The sequence below is a fragment of the Allobosea sp. FG18 genome, from assembly GCF_057809495.1.
Genome location: NZ_JBMDKB010000016.1, coordinates 98760 through 125586 on the forward strand (window position 1 = coordinate 98760; position 26827 = coordinate 125586).

Annotated in this window: 15 protein-coding genes; 8 read left to right on the forward strand and 7 right to left on the reverse strand. The window is 67.9% G+C overall.

What is annotated here, in order from left to right; translation table 11 throughout:
• The first annotated feature begins 77 nt into the window (after positions 1–77).
• Positions 78–3173 carry an efflux RND transporter permease subunit gene (locus tag ACODTJ_RS18145; RefSeq protein WP_454655226.1) on the forward strand — a complete coding sequence of 1032 codons (3096 nt, stop codon included), beginning with the start codon at positions 78–80 and terminating at the stop codon, positions 3171–3173.
• 196 nt (positions 3174–3369) lie between these two features.
• Here the strand turns inward: ACODTJ_RS18145 and pbpC are convergent, their stop codons facing one another.
• Positions 3370–5622, reverse strand: a complete 2253-nt coding sequence (pbpC, locus tag ACODTJ_RS18150; protein ID WP_454655228.1) for a penicillin-binding protein 1C — start codon at positions 5620–5622, stop codon at positions 3370–3372.
• Entirely contained in the window at positions 5622–10880 is a 5259-nt protein-coding gene (locus tag ACODTJ_RS18155) for an alpha-2-macroglobulin family protein (RefSeq protein WP_488849559.1), read from the reverse strand. Before ACODTJ_RS18155 ends, pbpC begins: the two co-directional genes overlap by 1 nt.
• A gap of 366 nt (positions 10881–11246) precedes the next feature.
• On the opposite strand from ACODTJ_RS18155, the gene ACODTJ_RS18160 reads away from it, so the two are divergent.
• From ACODTJ_RS18160 to ACODTJ_RS18175, 4 genes are all read left to right on the forward strand, one after another.
• On the forward strand, positions 11247–12695 hold the full coding sequence (locus ACODTJ_RS18160; RefSeq protein WP_454655231.1) for a S1 family serine peptidase: 1449 nt from the start codon (positions 11247–11249) through the stop codon (positions 12693–12695).
• A 128-nt stretch (positions 12696–12823) separates the two neighbouring features.
• A complete protein-coding gene (locus ACODTJ_RS18165) occupies positions 12824–13816 on the forward strand; it encodes a tripartite tricarboxylate transporter substrate binding protein (protein ID WP_454655232.1) in 993 nt (330 codons plus the stop codon).
• A gap of 158 nt (positions 13817–13974) precedes the next feature.
• The gene (locus tag ACODTJ_RS18170; RefSeq protein ID WP_454655233.1) at positions 13975–14466 is read left to right on the forward strand and encodes a tripartite tricarboxylate transporter TctB family protein; all 492 of its coding nucleotides are present in this window, start codon (positions 13975–13977) and stop codon (positions 14464–14466) included.
• 13 nt (positions 14467–14479) lie between these two features.
• On the forward strand, positions 14480–15985 hold the full coding sequence (locus tag ACODTJ_RS18175) for a tripartite tricarboxylate transporter permease (RefSeq protein WP_488849560.1): 1506 nt from the start codon (positions 14480–14482) through the stop codon (positions 15983–15985).
• Between the two features lie 13 nt (positions 15986–15998).
• Here ACODTJ_RS18175 and ACODTJ_RS18180 read toward each other — a convergent pair whose 3' ends face one another.
• Entirely contained in the window at positions 15999–16745 is a 747-nt protein-coding gene (locus ACODTJ_RS18180; RefSeq protein ID WP_454655235.1) for an enoyl-CoA hydratase-related protein, read from the reverse strand.
• Between the two features lie 285 nt (positions 16746–17030).
• Here ACODTJ_RS18180 and ACODTJ_RS18185 point away from each other — a divergent pair, with 285 nt between their 5' ends.
• Both ACODTJ_RS18185 and ACODTJ_RS18190 read left to right on the forward strand, forming a co-directional pair.
• Entirely contained in the window at positions 17031–19103 is a 2073-nt protein-coding gene (locus ACODTJ_RS18185) for a 3-hydroxyacyl-CoA dehydrogenase NAD-binding domain-containing protein (RefSeq protein ID WP_488849561.1), read from the forward strand.
• A gap of 130 nt (positions 19104–19233) precedes the next feature.
• Complete coding sequence (locus tag ACODTJ_RS18190; protein ID WP_454655239.1) at positions 19234–20289, forward strand: DUF808 domain-containing protein; 1056 nt, start codon at positions 19234–19236, stop codon at positions 20287–20289.
• Between the two features lie 226 nt (positions 20290–20515).
• Here the strand turns inward: ACODTJ_RS18190 and ACODTJ_RS18195 are convergent, their stop codons facing one another.
• The 3 genes from ACODTJ_RS18195 to ACODTJ_RS18205 all read right to left on the reverse strand — a co-directional run bounded on the left by ACODTJ_RS18195 (position 20516) and on the right by ACODTJ_RS18205 (position 24386).
• Positions 20516–21196, reverse strand: coding sequence for a nitroreductase (locus ACODTJ_RS18195; protein ID WP_454655241.1), 681 nt, complete (start codon positions 21194–21196; stop codon positions 20516–20518).
• Between the two features lie 75 nt (positions 21197–21271).
• Positions 21272–22657 (reverse strand): FAD-binding oxidoreductase, encoded by a 1386-nt coding sequence (locus tag ACODTJ_RS18200; protein WP_454655242.1) that lies wholly within the window; start codon positions 22655–22657, stop codon positions 21272–21274.
• A gap of 19 nt (positions 22658–22676) precedes the next feature.
• Positions 22677–24386, reverse strand: coding sequence for a lysine--tRNA ligase (locus ACODTJ_RS18205; protein ID WP_454655243.1), 1710 nt, complete (start codon positions 24384–24386; stop codon positions 22677–22679).
• 294 nt (positions 24387–24680) lie between these two features.
• Here ACODTJ_RS18205 and ACODTJ_RS18210 point away from each other — a divergent pair, with 294 nt between their 5' ends.
• Entirely contained in the window at positions 24681–25832 is a 1152-nt protein-coding gene (locus ACODTJ_RS18210) for an amidohydrolase (protein WP_454655244.1), read from the forward strand.
• A 69-nt stretch (positions 25833–25901) separates the two neighbouring features.
• On the opposite strand, the gene ACODTJ_RS18215 is transcribed toward ACODTJ_RS18210, so the two are convergent.
• Positions 25902–26729, reverse strand: a complete 828-nt coding sequence (locus ACODTJ_RS18215; protein ID WP_454655245.1) for a transporter substrate-binding domain-containing protein — start codon at positions 26727–26729, stop codon at positions 25902–25904.
• Positions 26730–26827 lie beyond the last annotated feature (98 nt).

Here is a 26827-nt window from a genome sequence, read left to right on the forward strand (position 1 = left end):
TATTCGCTGACGCGGACCTTCGGTTCTTCACGTAAACCGGCCTCCGCTCTTTACGAAAATGCTTTGAGGACCGGCCCATGAGCCTCTTCGAACTCTTCGTCCGCCGGCCCGTCCTCTCGACGGTGCTGAGCCTTCTGGTGATGCTGATCGGCATCGTCTCCTATGGCCGCCTGACGATCCGCGAATATCCGAATATCGACGAGCCGATCGTCTCGGTCCGTACCGATTATCGCGGCGCCTCGGCCGAGATCATCGAGACGCAGGTCACGCAGATCCTGGAGAACTCGATCGCCGGTATCGAGGGCATCGAGATCATCTCCTCGGCCAGCCGCCAGGAGCGCAGCTTCATCCAGGTGCGCTTCCGCCCGGATGTCGACCCCGACGTCGCGGCGTCCGACGTGCGCGACCGCGTCAGCCGCGTGCGCAGCCGCCTGCCGGACGAGATCGACGAACCGGTCATCGCCAAGGTCGAGGCCGACGCGCAGCCGATCCTCTACCTCTCGCTGACGAGTTCGCGGCACGGGCCGCTCGAGCTCACCGATTTCGCCGATCGTTTCATCTCCGACCGGGTCCAGAACGTGACCGGCGTGGCGGAGGTCCGCATTCTCGGCCAGCGGCAATATGCGATGCGCATCTGGCTCGATCGCGCCCGCCTTTCGGCCTACGACATCTCGGTCCAGCAGATCGAGGCGGCCGTCCGGGCGCAGAATGTCGAGATCCCGTCAGGCCGGATCGAGAGCAACGACCGCGAATTCACCGTGCTCTCGCAGACCAGCATGACGACGCCGGAGGAGTTCCGCGAGATCGTCGTCAAGGACGCCAACGGTTTCGCCGTCAAGGTCAAGGACATCGCCAAGGTCGAGCTCGCTGCGCGCGAGGAGCGCAATGCCGCCTGGTTCAAGGGCACGCCTTCGGTGACGATCGGTATCGTGAAGCAGGCGACGGCGAACCCGCTCGACGTCTCCGCCGGCATCGAGGAAGCCCTGCCGGGCATCATCGAGGACCTGCCCGAGGGCATGTCGATCGCCAAGTCCTACGATACCTCGGTCTTCATCGACCGCTCGATCAAGGCGGTTTACCAGACGATCATCGAAGCGATCGTGCTGGTTGTGCTGATCATCTTCATCTTCCTGCGCTCGGTCCGCGCGACCCTGATCCCGCTGGTGACGATCCCGGTCTCACTGATCGGCTCGTTTGCGCTGATGTATGCGTTCGGCTTCACCGTGAACACGCTGACGCTGCTGTCGATGGTGCTCGCCATCGGCCTCGTCGTCGACGACGCCATCGTGGTGCTGGAAAACGTGCACCGCCATATCGAGGACGGCATGCAGCCGACCCCGGCGGCGATCCGCGGCATCAACGAGATTGCCTTCGCCGTGGTGGCGATGACGCTGACCCTGGTCGCGGTCTATGCGCCGATGGCGTTCTCGACCGGACGCACCGGCAAGCTCTTCATCGAGTTCGCGCTGACGCTGGCCGGCGCCGTGCTGGTCTCCGGCTTCGTCGCGCTGACTCTGACGCCCATGATGTGCGCCAAGCTGCTGCGCCACCACGAAAAGCATAACTGGCTCTACAACGTGCTCGAGCGTGGCTTCGACGGGCTGTCGCGCGGCTACAAGGCCTCGCTGCGCGGGGCGTTCGCGATCCGCCCACTGGTCGTCCTGCTGGCGCTCGGGGTGGCCGGCGGCGGCTATTACTTCTTCACCCACCTGCGCGCGGAGCTGGCGCCAGTCGAGGATCGCGGCACGATCAATGCCATCGGCGTCGCCCCGGAGGGGGCCACGATTTCCTTCACGGCGGCGTATGCCCGTCAGGTCGAGGAATATTTCAAGAAGGTTCCCGAGGTCGACACCTACCTGGTCATCGTCGGTTTCCCCGACGTGACGCGCGCCGTCGCCTTCGCGCGGCTCAAGCCCTGGGAGGAGCGCCAGCGCAAGCAGCAAGACATCGTCGCCGAGATCAACCGGGGCCTGTCGCAGATTCCGGGCATCCGCCTGTTCGCGACCAACCCGGCCTCGCTCGGGCAGGGCCAGGCGAACAGCAAGCCGGTCGAGTTCGTGCTGCGCTCGTCGGAGCCCTATACGCAGATCAAGTCCTATGTCGACCAGCTGATGGCCGAGGTCTCGAACTCGCCGGTGCTGACCAATGTCGAGACCAACCTCATCCTCGACAAGCCGCAGATCAAGGTTTCGATCGACCGGCAGCGGGCGGCCGATCTCGGCGTCGGCGTCGACATCATCGGGCGCTCGATGGAGACGCTGCTCGGCGGCCGGCAGGTGACGCGCTTCAACATGAACAGCAAGCAGTACGACGTCATGCTGCAGGTCGAGGGTTCAGAGCGCAATACGCCGCAGGCATTGCAGTCGATCTATATGATGGGTCGTGGCGGCGCCGTGGTGCAGCTCTCCAGCCTGGTCAGGATCGACGAGAACGTGGCGCCCAAGGAGCTGACCCGCTTCAACCAGCTGCGCTCGGCAACGATCACCGCGATCCCCGCGCCCGGCTATTCGCTCGGCGATGCGCTCAAGGTGCTGGAGGAAGGCGCGGCGCGCGTGCTGCCTTCCTCGGTGCAGATCGACTATTCCGGCCAGAGCCGCGAGTTCAAGCAGTCGGGCGCGAGCATCTTCATCGTCTTCCTGCTGGCGCTGGGCTTCATCTATCTCGTTCTGGCGGCGCAGTTCGAGAGCTTCGTCGATCCGGTCGTGATCATGGTCTCGGTGCCGCTCTCGCTGACCGGCGCGCTCGCGGCGCTGTACTACACGGGCGGGACAATGAACGTGTACAGCCAGATCGGCCTGATCACGCTCGTCGGCCTGATCACCAAGCACGGCATCCTGATCCTGGAGTTCACCAACCAGCTGCGCGAGGAGGGCAAGGAGACGATCGACGCCCTCGTCGAGGCGGCGGAGCTACGCCTGCGGCCGATCCTGATGACGACCGGCGCCATGGTGCTCGGCGCCGTGCCCCTCGCCATCGCGACCGGTGCCGGCGCGGAGAGCCGCTCGCAGATCGGTTGGGTCATCGTCGGTGGCATGACCTTCGGCACGCTGCTGACGCTCTATGTGGTGCCGGTCGCCTATAGTTACCTCGCCCGCAAGGTTCATGGCTCGCGTCATGCCCCGCATGACGAGGCGCATGGCGCTCTCGGCGCGCATCCGGCCCCGGCGGAGTAATCGACACCCGCTGTCATCCCGTGCGCGCTGCGGCACGAAGTGCTGCTGCGCAGACACGGGACCGCGTGACGAGAGGGCGCCCTTCAAACGAAAGGGCGCTCCCTGCACAGGAGCGGCGCTTTCTCCTGAGAACGGTCCCGCATCTGCGCTGCAGCACTTCGTGCCGCAGCGCAGATGCGGGATGACGCGCGGGGCGCTACTGCAGCCGCACCGACACGCTTTCGCTCGCCCCGGTCGCGTCGATCACCGAGATCCGCATGAAGCCCTTGCCCGGCGGCTGCCACTGCGTCTCGCGGCGGCGCTGCGGCTCGGTCACCGGCGTGCCGTCGACCAGCCAGGTATAGGGCGGCGAGCCACCCGCGGCCTTGAGGTTGAGCCGGCCATAGCCGTCGAGCGCGGCGGCGGAGAGGTCGATGCGGGCGCCGTCCGGTGGGAAGGCGAGCCTGAGCGCAGGCGTCGTCATCGCGGTCACGGTCTTGGGGACGTCCTGCCGGAGATGCCTGAGCGGCGGCGGCAGATGGCCGGTGCTGGCGACGATGGCGTCCGCCGGCTGCGGGAAGGGACGCGGATCGATGCCGAGCCGGGCGAAGGCGTCGAACAGGATCGGCGCGGCGACCGTGCGCCCGACGAGGCCAGGCACGGCGCCGTTATCGGCCCGGCCAACCCAGACGCCGATCGTGTGCTTGCGGTCGAAGCCCGCGGCCCAGGCATCGCGATAGCCGTAGGAGGTGCCGGTCTTGTAGGCGATGCGGCCGGGCACGGCGTTCAGCGGCGGCGGCGCGCCGAGCAAGGTATCGGCGACATACCAGGCGGCAACGGGATCGACGAGGCGCGGGGCTGGACCGGTTTGCGTCGCCTGCTGGCGGAAGCGCAGCGGCAGCATCTCGCCGCCGCGCGCCAGCCCGACATAGGCGCGGGTCAGGTCCTGCAAGGTGATGCCGAGGCCACCGAGACCCACTGCGAGGCCGGGCGCGCCGCTATCCCTGGGCATGGCGATGGCGACGCCGGCATCACGCAGGCGCGACAGGAAGCGTTGCGGGCCGAGCGCCGAGAGCAATTCAACGGCAGGCACATTGAGCGAGAGCTGGAGCGCTTTTCGCGCGCTGACCATGCCCTGGAAGGTCATGTCGAAATTTTCGGGGATATAGATGCCGTAGCGCGCCGGCCGGTCCTCCAGCATCGTCTCGGGATGGGCGATGCCGTTGTCGAAGGCGAGCGCGTAGATGAAGGGTTTCAGCGCCGAGCCGGGCGAGCGCAGCGCGCGCGTCAGGTCGAGCGCGCCGGCGCGTTCCGTCGCGAAGTAATCGACGCCGCCGACCGAGGCGCGGATCTCGCCGGTCTCGTTGTCTACGGTGAGGATCGCGATCGAGACCTGTGGCGCAAGGCCGAGGCTGCGCTCGCGGGCCAGCCCTTCGAGCGCGGCCTGCCAGCGCGCATCAAGCGAGAGCTTCTGGACGCGCTCAGACGGCGCCTCCGCCACGGCCTGCTCGGCGATATGGGGGCTCAGGTTCGGGAAGGGGCGGCGCGCGGTCGGGATCGGCTCGTTGCGGGCGGCGGCGACCTCGTCGCGTGTGGCGAGGCCCGCCTGCTCGACCCGTTCCAGCACGCGCTCGCGCGCCCTGCGGGCAGCCTCGACGAAGCGATCCGGCCGGCGTGTCTCGGGCGATTGCGGGAGCGCGACGAGCAGCGCGGCCTCGGCGGTCGAGAGCCGCTTCGGCTCCTTGCCGAAATAGGCAAAGCTCGCGGCGCGCACGCCTTCGAGATTGCCGCCGAAGGGGGCGAGGGTGAGGTAGAGGTCGAGAATTCGGGCCTTGTCGAAGCGCTGCTCCAGCTCGACTGCGCGCACGCCCTGCCGGAGCTTGGCGGCAAGCGTGCGCTCCTCGCGCGGTTCGAGCAGGCGCGCGACCTGCATGGTCAAGGTCGAGCCGCCGGAGACGACGCGGCCATTCAGCAGCATCTGGCCGGCGGCGCGCAGCATGCCGAGCGGGTCGATGCCGTGATGTTGGTCGAAGCGCTTGTCCTCGAAGGCCTTGAGCATGGCGAGATAGCGCGGATCGACATCCTCTGATGTGACGGGGAGCTTCCAGCGTCCGTCGGCGGTGAGGAAGGGGCGCAGGAGCTTGCCCTCGCGGTCGAGCACGACGGTCGAGCGGTCGGCTGCGGCCGAGAGGTCGAGCGGGGGCAGGGAGCGGGCGTAGAGGGCGAGTGCTGTTGTTGCGGCGATAGCCGAGACGGCGAGAGCGCCGGTCGCGATCTTCAGTTTGCGGAAGTGGCGCGGGGCCCTCCCTTCTCCCCTCGGGGGAGAAGGTGGCAGCGCGAAGCGCTGACGGATGAGGGCGGCTAGACGGACGGGCAAACGATCAAGCGCCGCGCCGGCCCTCACCCCATCCCTCTCCCCCGAGGGGAGAGGGGGCTCCGATGCGCTCGTCTTTTCGCGCTGCGCATCCATCACCGTGCCGAGGTGATCTCCACCGCGCCGAAGCCCGTCCGGCCGAAGCGATACGGCCGGTACATGTCTTCGATCACGGCGGCGGGCGAGACATAGCGGCCGGGCGAGACGGCGCGCGCGATATAGGCGACGGTGTAGGAGAGCTTGTCGCTCTTCGAACCCGAGCGCTCGAAGGCCGCGACATAGCGGTCGTCGCGCGACTCGGTATGGACCGGGTAGATCTCCTGCTTGAGCCAGTCGAGACCCGCGACCGAGGCACCTTCCGTCAGGTTGGCGTTTTCGATCTCAAGTCCGGCCGGGACCGGATCGACCAGCAGCAGACGGCCATAGCGCGGCGCGGCCTCCGTCACGGTCAGCGCCACGACATAGCGCTCGTTCTGGCGCAGGCGGGCCGGATCGGCCTTCTCGCCCTTCATCGTGTAGATGACGCGTTCCAGCCCGAAGCCCTGGTTCAGCGCAGGCTCTGGCGCGGTCGGGATGCCGGCGACGGTGATCACCGCCTGGGCATTGCCCGCGCTGGGATTGGCGATGGTCAGGGACTTCGCCTCCAGCGCCTCGGCCGAGAGCGTGCGGTAGAGCGCGCCCTTGCGGGCGGCACCGTCGACCGTCAGCGTCATGCCCTCGGCGTCCTTCGCCATGGCCTGCGCCGCCAGCACCATCCACATCTGCTCTTGCGTCGAGGTGTAGTTGTAGCGGGCGCTGTTGCGGGTGGCGTCGACGATCGAGACGGCGCGGCTGATATCGGCGCGCTCGCCATTGGCTTCGGCGATCAAGGCGAGCACGCCGGCGCCGTCACGCAGGCGGGAGCCGTAATCCGGCCGCGAGAGGCCGTCATCGCTCGCCTGCTGGAGGAGGCCCAGCGCGCTGCCGAAGGCGGCGCGGCCGCGGCCGCGATCGCCCAGCGCCGAGAGCGCGGCGCCGATCTGGGCGCGGGCGAGCGGCGTCGCGAAATCGCCGAGCTTGTTGTCGGCGAGATAGCGCAGGTCGCCCATCACCGGCCGGCCGTTGCGGGCCAGCACATAGAGCGCATAGGCGATGCCGGCCGCCTCTTCCTTGTTGATCTCGCTGGTGTTGACGACCTGATTGCGCAGACGGTCGAGCGCGAGATTGAAGGCGATCTGCGGCACCGCGAACTGCTTCTCGCGGGCCCGCGTCAGGAAGTCGGTGACGAAGGCGTCGAGCCAGAGATCGTCGCCGCCGACGCTCCAGAGGCCGAAGGAGCCGTTGCCGCCCTGGCGCGCCAGCACGCGCTCGATTGCGTTGACGACGCGCTCATCGGCCTTGTCGTCGAGCGCGAGCTGCTCCAGCGAGGCGAGCTGGTTGACCGCGAGCAGCGGCAAGGCGCGCGAGACGGTCTGCTCGGTGCAGCCATAGGGATAGCGGTCGAGCGCCTTGAGCAGGCCGGGCACGTCGAGCGAGCCGAAGGGCGAGACCGTCACAGAGACCTGCCCGGAATTCGGCACGAGATCAGCCAGAAGGTCCGACGACACGGTGATCGCCCCGCCATTGCCGGGGATGGCGCGGACGATGCGGCGCGCGATCGTCGCGGCCGAAGGCTGCACGCGCACGGCGAGATTCTGCGCCGTACTGAGCCCGTTCGGGCCGGAGACGCGCACGTCGAATTCGGCGCGGCCGAGCCCTGCGGCGGTGACGGGAATCGTCATCTGCGTCTTGGCGCCGGCACCCATCTGCATGGTGCGGCGGGTGGCGTCGGCTGCGACCAGCACCGGACCCTTCACGTCGAGATCGACGGTGTAGGAACCGGCGGGACCCTCGACATTGTCGACCTGGAGATGGAACCGCGACTGGTCACCGATGGCGAGGAAGCGTGGCAGCGTCGCCTGGGCGACGATCTGATCGCGGATGATCACATCGGCGCTGGCCTGGCCGGTGCGGCCGGCCGACCAGGCGACGCCCATGACGCGGACGGAGCCGTTGAAGGCCGGCATGTCGAAATCGATCTTCGCGGTGCCGTCGGCCCCGACCTTGACCACGCCGGAATAGCGGGCGAGCGGCTCCTGCGTCGGCTTCTCGCCGTCCATCTTGGGCGCGGCGTCGCCGCCGGTGCGGATCGCACCGCGCGTGCCCTGCATGCCGTCGATCAGGTAGCCGTAGAGATCGCGCAGGTCATGGCCGAGCTGGCGCTGGCCGAAGAAGAACTTGCTCGGGTCGGGGCTCTCGTAGCGGGTGAGGTTGAGGATGCCGATATCGACAGCGGCGAGCGTGACATAGGCCTCTTCGCCGGCCTTCATGCCGGTGACCTTGACCGGGAGCGACAGCGTCGTGAGCGGGCGCACCAGCTTGGGCGCGCCGAGGTCGAGCGCGAGCGTGCGCGTCTCCTTGCCGATCTGGAACCAGGAGAGGCCGATGGCGCGGCCGGGCAGGCGCTTGGCGGCGGCGTCCATCGGGCGATGGGCGAGCACGACGAGATAGGCGCTGGCGCCCCATTCGGCCTTCACGGGAATGCTGGCCGAAGTGCCGCCCTCCGTGATGTCGATGATGCGGATATCCGCGACCTTGTCGGTGACGACGGCGAGCGTCGCCTTGCCGGCGAAGCGCGGCGAGAGGCGGACCTGCAGGCTTTCGCCATCGGCGTAGGAAGCCTTGTCGAGCGCTACATCGAGCACGTCAGGCGTATCGGCGGTCTTGTCGCTCTCATAGCCGACGCTGAAGGAGACCGAGGTCTCGGCCGCCTCGTTGCCATCCGAGGTCACATCGAGCCGGTAATTGCCCCATTCGACGGGCGCGGCGATCTTCGCGCCGGCCGCTTCCGCCACCGCGATCTCGCCATCGGCGACGCGGCGGGTGGTCTTGACGCCCTCATAGTTCCAGCGGCCGTCCTGGAAGAACCACTGATAGTTGCGGCGGACCTTCGACAGCACCCATTTGACGCCAGGCCGAGCGAGGCGCTTGCCGTCGCCGGTCGCCATGATGACTTCGAAATTGGCGGTCTGGCCGTTGCCGAGATCGCCGTCGCGGAACAGCTTCTTCACGCCGATGGCGGCGCCCTTGGGCACGATCGGCAAGGTGACGGAGCGGGCGATGGCGCGCCCGCCGGGCTCGCCGACGCGCACGGTCATCTCGACTTCGAGCGGGCGGTTGGTGTCGGCCTGTTGGACGGGGTTCGAGATCGTCGCCTTGCCGGCAGCGTCGGTCGTGGTGCTCTCCTCGAACTCGCTCTGGATCGGCTCGAAGGCTTCGTCGGTGAGGCCGACCTGATAGTCCTTGAAGCCGGGGATGGCGCTGGCATCGGCAGCGCGGATGGTCATCGAGCCGGTGACGTCGAGCTCGGAGCCGGGTGCGCCGTAGAGATAGCGCGCGTTGACATCGAGCTCGGCCGGCTGGCCGGCCTGGAGCAGCGGCGCCTTCGGCGTCAGCGTCAGCTCCAGCCGCTCGGGCACGTAATCCTCGACAAGGAAGGAGGTCTCGCCGATCGCCTGGCCCTTCGGGTCGGAGTAGGCGAGGACGCGCCAAGTGCCGGTCGCGGAGCCTGAGACGAGCTGGATCGAATGGGCGCGGCCGCCCGCGCCTTGGTCCTCGACCTGCCGGCGGCGATATTCGACGCCATCCGGGCGCTTAACGACGATGGTCAGCGGCAGGCCGGTGACGGCAGCACCCTTGGCGTCGCGCAGCAGTGACGTCAGATAGATCGTCTCGCCCGAACGATAGACGCCGCGCTCGGTGTAGAGATAGGCGTCGAGCCCGGCGGGGGCTACTCGGCCCTTCACGCCGCGGTCCGAGAGGTCGAAGGCGGTCTGCTTGAGGTCGAGGAAGCCGTAATCCTCGGCGAGCGAGGCGGTGACGAGGCCGGGCGCATTGCCGCCCTGGCCCTTGCCGAGGCCGGCATCGAAGCGGGCATAGCCGTTGCCGTCGGTCTTCGCCGTGCCGAGCACCTCGTTGTTGCGGGCGATCAGGCTCAAGGTCGCATTGGCGATCGGCTTGGCGTCGGCGAGCGAGCGGGCAAGCACATGCACGCCGTCCGGCCCGGTGAAGGAGGTCAGGCCGAGATCGGAGACGACGAACCACTGCGTCGCCCGGGTCGAACCATCATCATAGGAATCGCCGTCGTCGCTGGGCGCTGCTGCGGCGGGCCCGCCCGAGGGCTTGGCGAACATCACATAGACGCCGGGCTTGAGGCTGCCGACCGCCTCCGTGACCGGGAAGGCGGTGATCACGTCCTGGTTCTGCTCGGACTTCACGTCCATCGTGCCGGTCCAGACGGTCTGGCCCTTGTCGCTGGAAATCTGCCGGGCGGAATAGGAGCCGATCTGGCTGAGGAAATCCTCGGAATGGACGGAGTTGATCAGGTTGCGGTCGCCGATCCGCATGACCTCGAGATCGAGCTTGCCGGAATTGACCGAAACCACCGGAATGCCCTGCTGGCCGGTGCGCGGCAGCACGTAGTTCTTGCCGGTGAAGCGCACCGAGGGGGTGCGGTCGCGGACATAGATCTCGTAATCGGCCGATTTCAGCAGCGTCTCGTCGGGGATGGCCGAGGGCACGCCCTGCCGGATGACGATGGCATAGCGCTCGCCATGCTTGAGGCCGTCGACGCAGATCTGGCGATCTTCGGCGCTGACGGCGAAATCGCCCTTGCCGCCGGAAATCGCCACATAAGGCGCGAAATCGACGCGGCCGCGGGCCAGGGCTTCCGAGAACTCGAAGCAGGCGCGCGGGGAGGCGGCGTCGGAATCCGTCTTGTTGGAGATCAGGCGAAAACCGCGCTTTTCGCGCAGGCTCTCATAGGAGCTCTGTAGGGTGGGATTGGCGGCGAGGTCGAGGCTGAGCCGATAGGTGGTCAGCGCCGGGCGCCAGAGCTCGTTCTTCTCGAAGGTGCGGGCGAGCACGCCGAGCGAGGCGGCCTCGTCATTGCGATTGGTCGAGCGCTGATAGGCGAGATAGGCGGCGGCGACGGCGCGCTCACGCAATTCCCAGCGCTCGCGATAGTCGCGCGGCTCGATCGCGTTGGCGGCGCGGGCCATCAGGCGCCAGCCGGCGGCATTGCCGGAATCGGCGACGACGGCGGCATTGGCCTGGGGCAGGGCGGAGCGGGCATCGCCGCGCCCGAGCGCGATCTCGCCCGCGCGAATGGCATCCACCGCCGAGCGGTTCCCGGCCGCGACCTCGCGCTTCAGGCGCTCTTCCAGGCGCTGTCCGTCGGCCAGCAGGTCATTGCGGACATAAGCCTTCTGGGCCAAGGCGGGGGCCGCCGCCAGCGTGAGCGAGAGGGCGAGCGCGAGACGGGAAAGCAGGGTCATCGTCGGTCCTCTTCGTCGATCGGCCAGCCAAGGATCAGCGGGCATGGCTTCAGGCCGATGACGGCGTGAGACGGGGCCGGCAGGCTATCACCGTGCCGCGCGTGTTCAAGTCATGCGAATGCAGGGCGCACGGTGTTGAGCGGTTGAGATACCCATTCCGATCCTCACGCGCGGGTCATCCCGGACGCAGCGAAGCGAAGATCCGGGATCCATGCCGGAGCCTTGCCGATAGAGGGTCCGGCATGGATCCCGGGTCTCCCTCCGGTCGCCCGGGATGACCCGCGCGTAAATGCCATCTCCCGGTTGCGGCGCGGCGCGTTCTGACGCTCAATGCAGCCGCTTCGCCCGTTCTCAAGGACGAGACCCATGCCGCGCGCCATTCTCCGATCCCAGCGAATCACACTGCTCCGCAGCGTGGTGCTCGTGCTTGCGCTTCTGTCGGCGCCGCTTGCCGGCGCGCAGGCTCCGGCTGCCGGGCCCTCGCCGCAGATGGCCGCGGCGCAGGCAGGGTTCGAGGCCTTGCCCGAGGCCGAGCGCAAGGCGATCCAGAACGACCTGATCTGGGCCGGGCAGTTCAACGGCGCGGTTTCCGGCTCCTATGGGCCGCTGACCTTCCGCGCGATCAATGCCTTCAAGGGTGCGCGAGGTCCGGCCGACGGCCTGCTGCCAGCGGCCGAGCGGGCGGCGTTGGCGAAGGCCGCACAGGCGGCGCGCGATGCGGCTGGGTTCAAGCTGCTGGCCGACGACAAGACCGGGGTGCAGATCGGTATCCCCCAGAAGCTGCTGCCGAAGCGCGACGTGACGCCATCCGGCGGCAGCCGCTGGCAAAGCGCCGACCAGAAGGTGACGCTCGACACCTCGACCACCCCGCCGGGCGGCGAGGACCTCGCGGCGATCTTCGAGAAGGCGATCACCGTCAGCCCGAACAGCCCGCGCAAGATCACCTACAAGCTGCTGCGGCCGGATTTCTTCGTCGTCACCGGCGAGACGCCGACCGGCCGATTCTATCGCCGGCTTTCGGCCGGGCCGCAGGGCCTGCGCGGTTTCTCGATCGGCTATGACAAGGCGCTGGCGCCGAGCGTCGACAAGCTGGTCATCGCGATCGCGGCGAGTTTCGAGCCCTTCCCGACCGGGGCGGTTCCGGCCCAGCCTGCGGCGGTCGCCGGTGCCACCGCCAGCCCGTCCTCGGGATTGTCGTCGTTGCTGGCGCCGGCTGCCCGTACGAATGAGCGCTACGGCGTCGCGCTGGCGCTCAACGAGCGAGTGGCGCTCAGCGCGTCGTCGGCGGTCGATAACTGCCGGACCTTGCGCGTCGGCAGTCGCAACGCCAAGCTGCGCCTGAAGGATGATGCGAGTGGCCTCGTGCTGCTCGATCTGGAGGGCACGGGCGCGGCGAAGCCGCCGGGCCTGCGCAGCGAAGCCGCGGGCGCTTCCGAGGCGCTGGTGCTGGTGGCCTATGGCAACGATGCCGGCAAGCGGGCCGCCGTCGCCCTGCCCGGGCAGGGTGTGCAGGCCGCCAGCAAACCGGCGCTCAAGGCGCCGCTCCAGCCGGGGCAGGCGGGCGCACCGGCCTTCGACCGGCAGGGGCGGCTCGTCGGCATCGTCACCGACAACCCTTCCGACAAGATCCTGATCGCGGGCGTCGCGCCGCAGCGCAGTTATGGCTTCGCCGATGCGACTGCCATCCAGGCGATGCTGGGCAAGGCTGGCGTCGCGCTGCCGACGGCCGCGGCCGCGGCGGGGGCGGAGCTCAGCACTGGCGCGGTGGTCGAGCGGGTTTCGAGCGCCGTCCAGCCCATCATCTGCGGGCTGTAGCCTCGGCCAAAATGAGGGTTGTCACTGGCCGCGCGATCGGCTCAGATGACGCCCGTCATATCAAGGGAGCCCCGTCGTGGACGAGGAGCGCCCGGACACTAAATCGATTTAACGGGAGGAACTGGGGAATGACCGATTTCATCGACAGACGAACTGTGCTCAAGGGCGCGGCCGCAGCCGGCGCGAGCCTGATCGCGGCACCTGCCGTCGCGCAGGCGAACTATCCGTCGCGGCCGATCACCATGGTCTGTCCGTGGGGCGCAGGCGGCGGCACGGACGCGACCGCGCGCATCGTCGCGCAGCTCCTGGAAAAGGACCTCGGCCAGCCGGTCAACGTCGTCAACCGCACCGGCGGTTCCGGCGTGGTCGGCCATTCGGCCATCGCGACGGCCGCGCCGGACGGTTACAATATCGGCATGCTGACGGTCGAGATCGCCATGATGCATCATCAGGGCCTGACCGACCTGAAATCGACGAGCTATACCTCGCTCGCGCTGATGAACGAGGACCCTCCGGGCGTGCAGGTTTCGACCGCCGGCCCCTACAAGGACATCAAGGCGCTGGCCGATGCGATCAAGGCCGCACCTCCCGGCAAACTCAAGGCGTCCGGCACCGGCCAGGGCGGCATCTGGCATCTCGCCCTCATCGGCTGGCTCGTGGCGATGGGCCTGAAGCCCGATCATGTCGCCTGGGTGCCGTCGAACGGCGCGGCGCCCGGCATGCAGGATCTGGCGGCCGGTGGCATCGATATCGTGACCTGTTCGGTGCCTGAGGCGCGGGCGATGATCGACGCGGGCAAGGCCAAATCGCTGGCGATCATGGCGAGCGCGCGCAACCCGCAGTTCAAGGACGTGCCCACGCTCAACGAGACGCTCGGCATCAACTACTCGATCGGTGCCTGGCGCGGCATCGGCGCGCCGAAGGGCCTGCCGCCCGAGATCGCGGCCAAGCTGACGGCGGCGCTGAAGAAGGCCTTCGATTCGAAGGACTACCAGGACTTCATGAATTCCCGCGGCTTCGGGATGAAGTTCGCGGACGGCAAGGGCTTCGCCGACTTCATGGCCGCGAGCGACACCTCCATGGCCTCCGCCATGAAGGCGGCAGGCCTCGCCAAGGGCTGAGCTACACGCGCAAGTCGTCCCGGGCGACCGAAGGGAGACCCGGGACCCATGCCTGAACCTTGATCGGAAGCGCTCCGGCATGGATCCCGGGTCAAGCCCGGGATGACGGCGTGGTTCCGTGCAAATGCCTGAAAGCGCGAGTTGCGAGACGCTCCAGCATGTTGTTGTCAGATCGTATTACCGGCTCAGCGATTGCCGCGCTTGGAGCCGTCGCTTTCTTCTACGGCTCGAAACTGCCGCCGGTGCCTGGCCAGCAGGTCGGCCCTTCCGCCTTTCCGATGGTCGTCGGCGCCGGGCTTGCGCTCTGCGGCGGCCTGATCGTCTTCGGGATCGGCCGCCATTTCGAGGAGGTCGCCGAGGCCGATGTCGCGAGCCATGCGACGCCGGAGGAACTCGCGCCGGTACCGGCCTGGCGCAACTGGCTGGCCTTGCTGCCGCCGGCCTTGCTCGCCTTCTATGCGCTCGCCTCGGAAACGCTGGGCTTCCTGCCGACGACGGCGATCATGGTGCTGCTCTGCAGTCTGGCCTTCGGCGCCAAGCCGAAGCTTGCGGTGCCGCTCGCGATCATCGCGCCCTTCGCGATCAACCTGATCTTCCTGAAGCTGCTGCGCGTGCCTTTGCCCGGCGGCATTCTGCCCTTCCCCTGGTGAGCGAGGCCTGACGATGGATACCGTCATCAAGGCCTTCGGGCTGGTTTTCCAATTCGACGTGATGATCGCCATTGTGGCGTCCGCGTTTTACGGGCTGACGGTCGGCGCGCTGCCCGGCCTTTCCGCCACCATGGCGACGGCGCTGCTCGTGCCGGTCACCTTCTACCTCTCGCCGATCGCAGCGATCGCGACGATCATCACGGCTTCCGCCATGGCGATCTTCTCCGGCGACATTCCGGGCTGCCTCTTGCGCATCCCCGGCACGCCGGCTTCGGCCGCCTATACCGACGAAGCCTATGCGATGACGCGCAAGGGCCAGGCGGAGACGGCGCTCGGCATCTGCCTGTGGTTCTCGGCGCTGGGCGGCATCGCCGGCACGCTCTCGCTGATGCTGATCGCGCCGCTGCTCGCAGAGATGGCCTTGTCCTTCTCGACCTACGAGAATTTCTGGCTCGCGATGCTCGGCCTGATGTGCTCGACGCTGGTGGCGCGGTCATCGCCGATCAAGGCGATCGCGGCGATGCTGCTCGGCCTGCTGATCACCTGCATCGGCATCGACAACCCCGGCGGCGTGCCGCGCTTCACCTTCGGCTCTACCAACCTGCTGGGCGGCATCGAGGTCATCCCGGCGCTGGTCGGCGTCTTCGCGCTGGCCGAGGTGATGCGCTCGCTGACCGAGCGCGACCCGCCGAAGATCAAGAACCGCAAGCTGGGCTCGATCCTGAAGGGCCAGTGGGCGCTGACCAAGAAATATCCGAAGCAGCAGACACGCGGGAACATCGTCGGCATCATCATCGGCGTGCTGCCCGGCGCCGGGGCCGACATGGCGGCCTGGGTCAGCTACGCCATGGCCAAGCGCTTCTCGAAGACGCCGGAGAAGTTCGGTACGGGCCATCCGGAAGGGCTGATCGAGGCCGGCGCCTCCAACAACGCCTCGCTCGCCTCAGGCTGGGTGCCGGCGCTGCTCTTCGGTATCCCCGGCGACACGATCACCGCGATCGCGATCGGGGTGCTCTACATGAAGGGGCTGAATCCCGGGCCGACGCTGTTCACCAGCCAGGCCGAGAGCATGTACGCGCTCTACATCATCTTCATCCTCGGCAACATCATCATGATCCCCTTCGGCATCATCATGATCCGGCTGGCGAGCAAGGTGGTCGGGGCGCCGCGCTCGGCGGTGATGCCGGTGATCATGATCTTCTGCGCGGTCGGCGCCTTCGCCACGGCGGGCAACAACCTGTTCGCGGTCTGGTGCGTCGCTTTCTTCGGCGTATTCGGCTTCGTGATGGAGAAGAACGGCTATCCGGTCGCGGCGATGGTGCTCGGCATCGTCATGGGCACGATGGTGGAGCAGAATTTCGTGACCTCGCTGATCAAGTCCGACGGGTCAGCGCTGCCCTTCTTCGACAGGCCGGTCTCGTCCGTGCTGGCGGCGATGACCTTCGCCGCGCTGCTCTGGCCGGTCTTCGCCTGGACGCGCGACTGGCTGAAGAGCCGACGCCGGGTGGTGGCGGCCTGAGGGCCGCCACTCCTCATTTCTTCAGGAAGGCCATGAAGGCGGCCATGGCTTCCGGCGACTTCAGGCGCTCGCCGAAATGGCGGGCTTCGGTCGCGATGGTCTCGGCCACGGCCTGGGCCGAGCCACGCTTCAGCAGCATCTTGGTCAGGGCGAGCGATTCCGGCGGCAGCGCGGCAAGCGCCTTCGCCTTGGCGAGACCGGCTTCCAGCGCCGTGCCGTCCTCAGTGACGGCGTTGACGAGGCCGGCTGCGGCAGCGGTCTCGGCATTGAAGGCCTCGCCCAGCATCAGCAGTTCAGCGGCCTTCTTCGAGCCCGCGACCAGCGGCAGCAGATAGCTCGATCCGCCCTCGGGGCAGAGGCCGAGCGTGACGAAGGGCAGGCGGAAGGTCGCCGAGCGGGCGGCGAAGGCGAGGTCGCAATGCAGCAGCATCGTCGTGCCGATGCCGACCGCGAAGCCCTCGACCGCCGCGACGATCGGCTTCCTCGCGGTCGAGATCGCCTCGAGAAAATCGATGGCGACGCGCGGGCCTTCGCCCGCCGCGGCGGCCATGGCGAAATCCTTGATGTCGTTGCCGCTGGTGAAGGTGCCGCCGGCGCCCGTCAGCAGGATCGCGCGGATCGAGGCGTCGGCCTCGGCGGCGGCGATCGCGGCGATCAAGCCGGCATAGCTCGCGCGGTCGAGCGCGTTCTTGCGCTCCGGCCGGTTCATGGTGATCTGCACCACGCCGGCCGCGACGGTTTCGCTCAGCACTTCGCTCATCGGTCCGCTCCCTGATTGCCGTGCCGGGATCGCATGGGCCTTCGCCGGGGGTCAAGCGAGGCCGGATGCGCCTTTCGTTGCCGCCTGGCGCTTGACATCGCGCGGTGCGGATTCTCCCTTGCCTGCCGAGATCATCGCGCGTCCTGCTGGACGCGATAACGATGATCTATCAATTTGGCATCGCATCGGACCGAAAAGTGGAATCCACTTTTCGGTCCGATGCTATAGCGCCTTCACTGCCTTGGCTTGCGAGTCGGGCGCAGGACAGGGATTGCGGAGACGTCGATGACGAAGGTTCAGCTCGAGGTGCGCGGCAAGGTCGCGATCGCCACCATCGACAATCCGCCGGTGAATGCGTTGGGCGCCGCCGTCCGCGAAGGGCTGGCGAGCGCTATCAAGCAGGCCAATGCCGATGCTGCCGTGATCGCGATCGTGATCGCCTCCGCCGGCAAGGCCTTCATTGCTGGCGCCGATATCAGCGAGTTCGGTAAGCCGCCGGCTCCGCCCAACCTGCCGGATGTGCTCGACGCGATCGAGGGCTCGAACAAGCCGGTCGTCGCGGCGATCCAGGGCGTGGCGCTGGGCGGCGGGCTGGAGGTCGCGCTCGCCTGCCACGGGCGCGTCGCGCTGCCGGCGGCGAAGCTCGGCCTGCCCGAGATCAAGCTCGGGCTCATACCCGGCGCCGGCGGCACCCAGCGCCTGCCGCGTCTGATCGGGGCGGCCAAGGCCTTCCCGATGATGCTCTCGGGCGAGCCGATTTCGGCCGGCAAAGCACTCGAATACGGGCTCCTCGACGAGGTCGTCTCCAGCGATCTCGTGGCCGCCGCGATCCGGCTGGCCGAAGGGATGGCCGCGGAAGGGCGCTGCCCGGTCACGAGCGAGACGACCGGCGAATTGACCGAGGCCGATCGCGAGGCCTTCGAGGTCCTGGCGAAGGATGCGGTGAAGAAGGCCGAGGGCATGCCGAACGTGCCGGCTTTGGTCGAGGCCGTGCGCGCGAGCTTCACGCTTTCTTTCGCCGAGGGAGCCGCTGTCGAGCGCAGGCTCTTCCTGTCGCTGCTCGTCGACGAGCGCTCGAAGGCTCTGCGCCATGTCTTCTTCGCCGAGCGCGAGATTGCGAAGGTGCCTGGCATCGGCCCGGAGGTGAAGCCGCGGGAAATCGCCAGCGCCGCCGTGATCGGCGCCGGCACGATGGGCGGCGGCATCGCGATGTGCTTTGCCAATGCCGGCATCCCGGTGACCCTGATCGAGACGGCCAAGGCTGCGCTCGACAACGGCATCAACCGCATCGGCGCGATCTACGATATCTCGGTTTCCAGGGGGTCCCTGACGCCGGAGGCCAAGGCCGGCCGCATGGCGCTGATCAAGCCGGCGGTCGGCCTCGCGGCTGCAACGGGAGCCGATATCGTCGTCGAGGCGGCGTTCGAGGAAATGGGCGTCAAGCAGCAGATCTTCGGCGAGCTCGACAAGGTGGCGAAGCCCGGCGCGATCCTTGCCAGCAACACCTCCTATCTCGACGTGCCCACGATCGCGACGGCGACGAAGCGCCCGCAGGACGTGATCGGCATGCATTTCTTCAGCCCGGCCAATGTCATGAAGCTCTTGGAGATCGTTCGCCCGAAGGGGGCGGCCGACGATGCGATTGCGACCGCCGTCGCGCTCGGTCGGAAGCTCGGCAAGGTTCCAGTCGTGGTCGGCAACGGCTTCGGGTTCGTCGGCAATCGCATGCTGGAGCAGCGCACCCGCGCCGCCGAGCGCCTGCTGGTCGCTGGCGCGTTGCCGCATGAGGTCGATGCCGCGCTGGTCGGCTTCGGCTTCAAGATGGGTCCCTTCGCCATGGCCGATCTCGCCGGCAACGATATCGGCTGGCGCTCGCGCAAGGCACGCGGCCTCAAGGCCGCCGTGGCCGATGCGATCTGCGAGGCCGGCTGGTTCGGCCAGAAGACCGGGCGCGGCTACTATCTCTATCCGCAGGGCGCGCGCGCCGGACAGCGCTGCCCCGAGGTCGAGGCGCTGATCGCCCGCATCTCGGCTGAGCAGGGCGTGACCCGGCGGGCCTTCACGCAGGACGAAATCCTGGCGCGACTGCTCGACCCGATGGTCAATGAGGGCGCGCGCATCCTGGAAGAGGGTATCGCGGCGCGGCCGGGCGACATCGATATCGTCTGGATCAACGGCTATAACTGGCCGGCCTGGCGCGGCGGGCCGATGTTCTGGGCCGACAGTGTCGGGCTCGACGTCATCGTGAAGCGGCTGGAGGCGCAGGCTGCCGAGAGCGGCGACAAGGCGCTGGAGCCGGCGCCGCTACTCAGGCGTCTCGCGACTGAGGGCAAGGGTTTCGCCAGCCTGAAAGGGTAGAGGAGCCCCATCCCCACGCGTCATTCCGGATCGGCGCCGCTGTTGCGGCTTGTCCGGAATGACGGCGCCTTTCCCTTTTCACGCAGCGCAAGCTAGTTTGGTTGCAGCGAAGTCATAGGGAGGGAGCCGCTTGGCTTCGGGTTTGTTCGCGCTGCTGGACGACGTTGCCGGCATCGCCAAGATCGCGGCGTCCTCCGTCGACGATGTCGTGGCGCAGGCCGGCAAGGCCGGGACGAAAGCTGCGGGCGTCGTCATCGACGACGCGGCGGTGACGCCGCGCTATGCCGTCGGTTTCACGGCGGCCCGCGAACTGCCGATTATCTGGCGGATCGCGCTGGGCTCGCTGCGCAACAAGCTCCTCATCCTGCTGCCGGGCGCGCTGATCCTTGCGCTGATCGCGCCTTGGGCGATCACGCCGCTCCTGATGGCGGGCGGCGTCTTCCTCTGCTTCGAAGGCGCCGAGAAGCTTCTCGAACTGGTCTTGCCGCATGGCGCCCATGGCGAAGGCAAGGCCGGTGAGGCGGTTGGCGACCCGACCGCGCTCGAACAGCAGAAGATCGCGGGCGCGGTGAAGACGGATTTCATCCTGTCGGCCGAGATCATGGCGATCACGCTGGCAGGCGTCGCCGACCAGTCCTTCCGGATGAAGGCGGCGGTGCTCGCCATCGTCGGCATCGGCATCACCGTCGCGGTCTATGGCGTCGTCGCGCTGATCGTGAAGGCCGACGATGCCGGCATGGCGCTCGCCGCGAACCGGCGGCCAGCGGCGAGCCTGCTCGGCCTGCGGCGGTTAGAGCCGGGCGAGGCGGGGGCGCTCGACCGTGCGCTTTCGTGGCTGACGCAGCCTTTCGGACGTGGCCTCGTCGTCGCCATGCCGCATTTCCTCAATCTGCTCGGCGTGGTCGGCACGGCCGCGATGCTCTGGGTCGGCGGCGGCATCATCATCCACGGGCTGGAAGAATATGGCCTCAGCGGTCTCGGGCATGGCGTCCATGACCTCGCGGTCGCGGCAGGGCGCGCTTTGCCGGCAGCACTGGTCGGTGCCGGCGAATGGCTGGCCGGGGCGGCGCTCGCAGCCGTGTTCGGGGTGATCGTCGGCGGCCTCACCATCGTCGCGATGCACTGGCTGGTCGGGCCGGTGGTGAAGCTGTTCCGGAAGGATACCGCGGCGCAGACCGGCGCCTAGGCGCTGTTACCGCCTGATCGCAGCGACTTGGCACGACCACTGTCATTCCGGGGCACGCCGCAGGCGTGAACCCGGAACCCACGACGGGGTGAGCGGCTGGCTATCAGGCATCGAAGGTATCATCCGGTCGTGGGTTCCGGGTTCTTCGCTGCGCGAAGCCCCGGAATGACAACCGGGGGTGCTGACCGGAAGAGATTCCGCGAATGGCCTCGTTTTTGAGCGCCGCTCAATCCAGCCAGGTCGTGAAGCCCTCGACCGGCTCGCGCTCGGGCACGAGGCGGTTGGCCGGGGCATCGGGATCGGCCTTGCCGATGGCGATGCCACAGACCACGACCTCGTCCTCGGGGATTGCGAGCTCGCGCCGCACGATCGGGTGGAACTGCGCGAAGATCGCCTGCGGGCAGGAATCGAGGCCATGGCCCTGGGCGGCGATCAGCAGGGTCTGGATGAACATGCCGAGATCGAGCCAGGAACCGATCTCCAGATCGCGGTCGATGGTCAGCATCAGCGCGACCGGCGCATCGAAGAATCGCAGGTTCGCGGCCGTCTGGCGCTTCATGCCCTCGGTATCGCCCTTGACCACGCCGAGCAGGCTGTAGAGGTCCCAGCCGACCTTGCGGCGGCGCGCCAGATAGGGCTCGCGGAACTGCGCGGGATAGTAGCGGTATTCCTCGACGCCGGGGCGCCCGCCGGCATCGAGCGCTGCGAGCAGCGCCGTCTCCAGCCGCGCCCGCGACTGAGGGCCGATCACCCGGAGTTTCCAGGGCTGCATGTTGGTGCCCGAGGGCGCCTGCGCGGCGAGATCGATCAGGCGGCGGACGAGAGCGGGCTCGACCGGATCGGGCCGGAAGGCGCGGATGGCGCGGCGCGCGCGGATCGCACGTTCGATGGCTTGGTCAGGCGTCATCTCGTCGATCATGCTCCGCGCCCCGATCCTTCACGGCGCGTGAGTCTGGCAGAGCCAACGGCTCGGCGCCATAGCTCAAGCCGGCAGGATGCGCCCGCGATTGAGGATGTTGCCGGGGTCGAGCGTCCGCTTCAGCGTCGTCATCAGCGCGAGCTCTGCATCCGAGCGACTCATGCCGAGATAGGGCCGCTTCAGCACGCCGACGCCGTGTTCGGCGGAGATGCTGCCCTGCTTCTCGCGGACCAGCTCGTAGACGATGTCGGCAAAGCCGGAGAGATCCCCCGTCTGGTCGTGGATCGAGAGATGCAGGTTGCTGTCGGCGAGATGGCCGAAGACGATGGGAATGGCCGTGTTGCTGCGGGCCTTGACCCGTTGGCGCAGCAAGGCGATCGCATCCGCCATCGCGCCCAGGGGGATGCTGACGTCGAAATGCACGCCGGTCGGCAGCTCGCGGTAGAACTCGTAATTCGCCTCGCGATAGGCCCAGAAACGCTGCCGGTCGCGGCCTGATTGTGCGATCAGGGCATCGTCCAGCAGGCCTTCCTCCGCCAGCTCGGCAAGCGCTTCCGCGAAGGTTTCCTCGCCCGCGCTACCCGGACCCATCGCGGCCTCGATGACGAGCACGACTTCCGGCTGCTCGGCAAAGGGAGCGGGCAGGCCAACTTTTTCAATCGCGGCCTTCATGTATTCCGACCACATCGCCTCGAAGGCGAGCAGGCCGCCGCCGAGCCGGGCTTCGAGGCGGTTGAGCGCCGCGAGCGCATTGGCGACACTGCCGGCGGCACAGAGTGCGGTCTGCGTGCCGGTCACCGCAGGCTGCAGGGCGAGCAGCACGCGGGTGACGACGCCGAGCGTACCCTCGCTGCCGATGAAGAGCTGCGTCCAGTCATAGCCGGCATTGTTCTTCACCACCTTCTTGAGATGGCTGACGATGCGGCCGTCGGCCATCACCGCTTCGAGGCCGAGCACATTGCGCCGCGTCATGCCGTAGCGCAGCACCTGCACGCCGCCGGCATTGGTCGCGACATTGCCGCCGATGGTGCAGGTCCCGCGCGCACCGAGATCGACGCCATAGAGGAAGCCGGCGGCGGCGGCGTTCTCCTGCACGACCGCGAGCGGCGTGCCGGCGAGCACGGTCATCGTCCGCGTCACCGGGTCGATCTCCTCGACGCCGGTCATCTTCTCGAGCGAGAGCGCGATCTCGCCGGCTTGCGGCGCGGCGCCGCCGGCCAGGCCCGTCATGCCGCCCTGGACGACGACGGGCAGCGAGAACCGCGAGCAGACCGCCAGCACCGCGGCGACCTCCTCGGTTGTCCTGGGCATGACGAGGAGGGCCGGCAGGCGCTCTTTCGTCCTGGAGGCATCCTTGCGGTTGCGGGCGGGGATCGCCTCGCCACTGCGCAGGCTGCCGGAGCCGACCACCTCCGCCAGCGCCGCGAGCGCGTCGTCGGGAATGGTCATGGCAGGCTCCGTCAGCTCGTCAGTCGGCTTTGCGTGCCGCCAGGAAGGCGGCGTGGTCCTTGACCAGATCACCGGCCAGCGCTTTGGCGATCAGGGCGCGGGTATTGGGCAGGCCGTAGATCGCGGCGAAGGAGCCGAAGCGCGGGCCTTGATCCTCACCGAACATCACCTGGTAGATCGCCTTCCACCAGTCGCCGGAGACGCCCGGACGCTCCGGCGTCGCGTTCTTGGCGGTGAGGTTCTGGTAGCGCGGGATGGCGCGGGCGACGTCCAGCGCCGTGTCCTGCACCATCTCCGGCGTCGGATCGGCCGGCAGCGCGGCCAAGGCGGCGTCGAGCTTGGTGAAGGCGTCACGCTCGACCTCGTCGGCCGGGCGATAGTTTTTCGCCGGCTTCACGAAATCGCGGAAATAGGCGATCGCGTAGCCGACCAGCGCGTCGAGGCGCGGATGGGTTTCCGGCGACATGCCCGGCGCATAGCGCTGGAGGAAGCCCCAGAGCACGGCCTTGTCCTCGGAATTCGCGACGGCCACGAGGTTCATCAGCAGGCCGAAGGTGACCTGCGTACGGACCGTGTTGTCGCCCTCGCCCGAGGCGATGACCTCCGGCGCCGGAGGATTGCCGGCATGAATGTGCCAGACCGGGTTGCCGAGGCGGTTCTTCCAGTCCTGCTTCTCGTAGCCGCCGAGGAACTGGAGGTATTCGTCGACCGCGCGCGGGATCACGTCGAAGTGGAGCTTTTTAGCCTCGCGCGGGCGCTGGAACATGTAGAGCGCCAGGCTCTCCGGCGGGCCATAGGTCAGCCAGTCCTCGATGGTCAGACCGTTGCCCTTCGACTTCGAGATCTTCTGGCCCTGCTCGTCCAGGAAGAGCTCGTAGTTGAAGCCCTCCGGCGGCGTGCCGTCGAGGGCGCGGGCGATCTGCGAGGAGACCTTGACCGAGTCGATCAGGTCCTTGCCGGCCATTTCGTAATCGACGCCGAGCGCGACCCAGCGCATCGCCCAGTCCGGCTTCCATTGCAGCTTTACATGGCCGCCGGTGACCGGCGAGACGAGGCGCTCCTTCGTGTCGGGATCGGTCCAGGCGATGGTACCGGCCTCGACATCGACCTCGTCGATCGGCACCTGCATGACGATGCGCGTCTTCGGGTGGATCGGCAGGAAGGGCGAATAGGTCGCGGCCCGCTCCTCGCGCAGCGTCGGCAGCATGATCTTCATCATGGCGTCGTAGCGGGCGAGCATCTTGAGCAGCGTCGCGTCGAACTCGCCGGCACGGTACGAGTCGGTCGAGGACTTGAACTCGTAGTCGAAGCCGAAGCTGTCGAGGAAGGCGCAGAGCCGCGCGTTGTTGTGACGGCCGAACGAGTCATGCGTGCCGAACGGGTCCGGCACCTCGGTCAGCGGCTTGCCGATGTTGGCAGCGAGCAGTTCCTTGTTCGGCACGTTGTCCGGCACCTTGCGCAGGCCGTCCATGTCGTCGGAGAAGGCGACGAGCCGGGTCGGGATCGTGTTGCCGGTCAGCACCTGGAAGGCGTGGCGGACCATCGAGGTGCGCGCGACCTCGCCGAAGGTGCCGATATGCGGCAGGCCCGAGGGGCCATAGCCGGTTTCGAAGATCACCGATTTCTTGCCGGATTTCTCGATGCGGGCCACGAGCTTGCGCGCCTCCTCGAACGGCCAGGAGGCCGAACGCTGGGCGGCGTCAACGAGGGCTGCGTCGAAGGCGGGCATTTGGGCGGGTATCCTCTCCGCGTCTACGGCGTTGCGGACATCGCAACGGGCGTTGGGCTTTCGCAGATTGCGAAGGGCACAGTCAATGAAACTCTGTCGTCATTCCGGGCGGAGCGAAGCGAAGATCCGGAATCCATCGGAGGGGGCAGTGCTCTACGATGGATTCCGGATCGGCGCCGCTGACGCGGCTTGTCCGGAATGACGGCCTTCTGTTTTCGACGGTTGTCGTGCCCGCCGTGCGGGGTAGTCTGGGCGCTTTCGTATCTGACCACGCCTTTCGAAAGGATGCCCGTCTTGGACCGCGACCTGCTCGACAAGCTGACCGCCTGGCGACGACATCTCCACGCCCATCCCGAACTCGGGCGCCACGAGAAGATGACCAGTGCCTTCGTGCAGGAGAAGCTGACCGAGCTCGGCGTGCCCTTCGTCGCCAATGTCGGCGGCTACGGTGTGGTCGCTACGCTGACGAAGGGCGCCTCCGAGCGGACCGTTGGCCTGCGTGCCGACATGGACGCGCTGCCGATCCAGGAGGTCAACGATCTCCCCTACAAGTCCAAGACGCCGAATGTCATGCATGCCTGCGGTCATGACGGCCACACCACCTCGCTGCTCGGCGCGGCGGCGCTGCTCAAGGCCGATGACGGCTGGAGCGGCACGGTGCAGTTCGTCTTCCAGCCGGCGGAAGAGGGCACGGGCGGCGCGCTCGCGATGCTGGAGGACGGCGTGCTGGAGCGCTTCCCGATGGAGCGCGTCTTCGCGCTGCATAACTGGCCGGGACTCGCGGCCGGCACCGTCGCCGTGCATCGCGGGCCGGTGATGTCCGAGCCCGGACGCTTCAAGATCACGCTGACCGGCAAGGCCGGCCATGCGGCGCTGCCGGAGCAGACCCATGACCCGATCGTGGCGATGGGGCATCTGATCGTGGCGCTGCAGACGATCGTCTCACGCAATGTCGACCCGATGGAATCGGCGGTGGTCTCGATCGGCCAGGTCCATGGCGGGCTCGCCTCCAACCAGATTCCGACCAATGTCTTCATCGAGGGCACGTTCCGCACCTTCGTGCCGGCCGTGCGTGACCGCCTGCTCTCGCGTCTCAAGGGTATCGGCGAGAACATCGCCGCGACCTTCGAGATGACGGCAGCGGTCGAGTTCACCTATGGCAGCGCCACGATCAACACGCTGGCGGAAGAGGATATGGCAGCCGCTGCCGGCGAGGCCGCCGGCCTGCCCGTTCGGCGCGACATGAAGGCGAGCACGACCGGCGAGGATTTCGCCTATTTCCTGGAGAAGCGCCCCGGCTGCTATATCTGGATGGGCAACGGCCCGTCGGTGAATGGCGGCGACCTGCATAACGACCGCTACAACTTCAACGACGAAATCCTGCCGGCGGCGTCCGGCTGGCTCGCGGCGGTGGCGAAGCAGGCGCTGGCCAGCAACGCGCCCTGATATCAGCCCGCTTTGTCATTCCGGGCTCACGCCTGCGGCGCGCCCCGGAATGACAAAGGTGTGGTTCGGTCAATACGGGCTGACCGGGAAGAAGCGCAGATAGAGGCGGGCATAGGTTCCGTCGTCCCAGAGGCCCTGCAGTGCGTAGTCGATGGCGCGCTTCAGGGCGGGATCGTCCTTGCGCAGCAGGAAGGCGACGCCCTCGCCGAAATAGCGGCTTTCGAGATAGGGGCCTCCCGAGAAGGCGAACTCGCCGCCGCTGCCGGCGAGCGCCAGCGACAAGGCCACCCCGTCGCCGAAGACATATTCCGCCTCACCGCTGCGGAGCGCAGCGATCGCGGCATTCAGATTGGCGCTCTCGCGGCGCTGCACGAAGGGCATGAGCCGTTCGAGGAAGGCCTGATGTGCCGTGCCGGAGACCACCGCGACGCGCCGTCCCTGAAGAGCCGTGCCGTCAAGCGCGGCGCGGACATTGCCGCGCGTGGTGATGAAGCGGGCCGGAGCTCGGAAATAGAGGTGGCTCGCGGCGAAGCGCTCGCGCAGGGCCGGCGTCAGGTTCATCGCAGCGGCCAGCACGTCGCCGCGGCCTTCTGCCAGCGAGTCGGCGAGCGTATCGAAGCGGCGCGGCTGGATGGTGCAGGTCCAGGCCAGCTTCTCGCAGGTGGCGCGGGCGAGCTCGACCGAGAAGCCGGTCAACGCCCCGTCCGGCCCGGCGAAATGGAAGGGCGGATAATCGTCATCGGCGAGGAAGCGCACGACGCGCGGCGGGCCGGGCTCCGGTCGATCGAGCCGGATGCGCGGGTCCCAGAGATTGGGGATGGCGATGCGCGGCGGCTCCTGCGCCAGGGCCGTGGCGGCGGTGAGGAACGAGATCGCAAGAGTGAGCGCACGAAGCATCGCGCCTATGTGGCGTGGGATGAGGGCGGGGATCAAGGGGCTTGGCGCCCGCATGCGGCCATGCTCGACGTCTTGGTCGGGCCTGTCCCGACCATCCA